The 2,602-nt window shown below is 69.8% G+C and carries 2 protein-coding genes; one reads left to right on the top strand and one right to left on the bottom strand.

All coding sequences use genetic code 11. The features are described from left to right. Window positions 1-701: 701 nt before the first annotated feature. Complete coding sequence (locus VKH46_00995) at window positions 702-1,499, bottom strand: transporter substrate-binding domain-containing protein (GenBank protein HKB69388.1); 798 nt, start codon at window positions 1,497-1,499, stop codon at window positions 702-704. 70 nt (window positions 1,500-1,569) lie between these two features. Between VKH46_00995 and VKH46_00990 the strand changes: the two genes are divergently transcribed. Continuing rightward, the gene (locus VKH46_00990; GenBank protein HKB69387.1) at window positions 1,570-2,568 is read left to right on the top strand and encodes a J domain-containing protein; all 999 of its coding nucleotides are present in this window, start codon (window positions 1,570-1,572) and stop codon (window positions 2,566-2,568) included. Window positions 2,569-2,602 lie beyond the last annotated feature (34 nt).

Raw genomic sequence — 2,602 nt, 5'->3', positions numbered from 1 at the left:
CGCGGTCGTCGGACGGATCACGGCGCACTTCCCGCAGACGAAGCCGCATCGGACGCTGATCACCGCCGACGCCGGCCTCAGTTACCGGTTCTAGGCCGGCGCGGACCATAGCTCGAGCGAATACGCACATCCTCGCCCGCCGGCCCCTGTGACGTACGTTTTCAGTACGCCTTCGGGTCCGGCGGTCTGTGGGTGCGCGTCTCGCTCGGCTCTGGCCGCGCCCCCTCGTCCTCGCGATTGACAACGGGCACCGGGCGCCCGTGCCGTCCTCATCGCGAGGGCGGAGAAGCGATCTCCGGTTCGCGATGTCGCATCGAGCCAAGACGGTGCGGCCGGCCCTCATTCCGTCCGCTTTGCCGAGCCTACGGCGGACGGAAGTCTCGAACGAAGCCGGACCGGGCTCGCGTCTCGCCGCGCCTGGGGACGGTCGCGATGGCGGAGCCCGTGCGACGATGGGTGACGACGCAGGCGATCGGAGCCCACGGGCTCTTCGCATCGCGGAAAGCTTTCGGCCGAAGGGTATCCAGCGCCGAGCGCGCCGATCGCCGCGCACGCCAGTGCGCGAGCCACCGAGGCGAAAGCTCCGCGATGCGGGAGCGGGAGCGTGGGCGAGGGGGCGGCGGTGGCGCGGTCGAGTCGTTCATTCGACGAGCCGCGCCGCCGTCACGCGCTCCCGGTCCCCGAGCCGGCTCCCGCGACGGTTACTCGGACGCCTTGATGATGGCCAGTCCTTTCTGGCCGTAGAACCTTCCGAGCAGCCCGTAGTAGGCGCCGGTCGCTTTCAGCTTCTTCAGGTTGTCGTTCAGGAGCGGTGTCAGGTCCGAACCGGGGCGGAGCGCGAACGCGTAGTTCTGCTTCTCCGACAGCGACCAGGCGATCTCGAGGTTCGCGTATTTCGCCGCGTACGTCATCGCCATCGGCGAGTCGGTGACGGTGAAGTCGGCGGTCCCGTCGGCGACCTTCGAGAAGAGCTCGCTCTGATTCTCGGTGTAGAGGAGCTTCACGCGAGGGACCTTGCGGCATTGCGTCTCCCACGTCGTTGCGCGCTGCGTGATGGCGCGCTTCCCGGCGAGCGCCGCGAGCGAGCGCGCCGGCTCCCCCCGCCGCACGACGACCGTTTCGCGCACGGGGAAATACGAGTCGGAGAGATCGACGATCTTCCGGCGCTCCGGAGTGTCGGTGATCGAAGCCGCCGCGATGTCTCCCTCGCCGCGGGCGAGCGCCGCGAAGATCGTGTCGAACGACGGAACGACGACGACCTGCGTCTGCGCGTCCAGCGACCGCGCGAACGAGCGGAGCAACTGGTACTCGATGCCGTCGTAGCCCGACTCGGTGCGGTAGATGAGCCGGGAGACGTCGTTTGGATCGGAGAGATCGGTCAGGATCCGAAGCGTCCGGGTCCGGCGGACCTGCTGGAGATCCGAGGCGGGGGCGGAGGAGCCGCTCAAGGCGGCGGCGCAGAAGACCGCCGCCGCGAGCCGCCGGAAGAGGAGTTGCACGCGGCTATTGTGATCGGAGCACCGGGCGCGCGCAACCGCGCGGCGGCCGCCGTCGTATGATCCGGGACGCGTGAAGAAGGACTACTACGACGTCCTCGGCGTCTCGCGGGGCGCGAGCGAAGCCGACGTCAAGAAGGCGTACCGCAAGCTCGCTCGCAAGCTCCATCCCGACGTCAACCCCGGCGACACGGGCGCGCAGAAGAAGTTCCAGGAAGTCCAGGAAGCCTACGAGGTCCTGCAGGATCCGGAGAAACGCAAGGCGTACGACCGCTTCGGCCACGCCGGACCGCGCGTCGAGGAGCCCCCGGAGGGCGGCGGATTCGACTTTGGGAGCTACGGATTCGGCGGCGGAGGGGGAGGCGCCGGTTTCGAGGATCTCGGCGGGATCTTCGGGAATCTCTTCGGCGGCATGGGCGGCGCGGGCTTCCGCGGGGGCGCGATGGCGGCCGACGCGCGGGCGACGATGGAGATTCCGTTCCGCACCTCCGTCTTCGGCGGCACGCTGCAGCTTCAGACGACGCGACGCGTCGCCTGCCCCACGTGCCAGGGAACCGGAAGGAAAGGCCGCGCTCCCTGCCCGACGTGCCGCGGCCAGGGACGGGTGGCGAACATGGAGAAGCTCAAGGTCAACGTCCCCGCCGCGATCCGCGACGGCGGCACGATCCGCATCCCGGGGAAGGGCGACATGGGGAGCGACGGGTCGGCGGGCGATCTCTACGTCACGATCCGGGTCTCCCCCCATCCCTATTTCGAGCGCCGCGACGACGACATCCTCGGCGTGGTGCCGATCACGATCCGGGAGGCCTACTCGGGCGCCGAGATCTCGGTGCCGACCGTGCACGGCCGCGTCCGCGCGAAGGTGCCGCCGGGGACGCAGGGAGGGCAGCGCTTTCGCCTGCGCGGCAAGGGAGTCCGCGATCCGCGCACCGACGCGTCGGGCGATCACGTCTACACGGTGAAGATCGTCGTCCCGAAGAACCTGACCCCCGCCGGCCGCGAGGCGGCGGCGCTCTTCGATTCGCTGTATGAGGGGGATGTTCGGGCGGCACTGCCGGAGGGCCTGGATTAGCCGGCGCGGCGATGCATCGAGCCGGACGGGCGCG

This window comes from Thermoanaerobaculia bacterium, assembly GCA_035260525.1.
Taxonomy (GTDB): Bacteria; Acidobacteriota; Thermoanaerobaculia; order UBA5066; family DATFVB01; genus DATFVB01.
The sequence above is the reverse complement of the archived record's forward strand: the minus strand, read 5'-3'. Positions and strand labels throughout refer to the sequence as shown.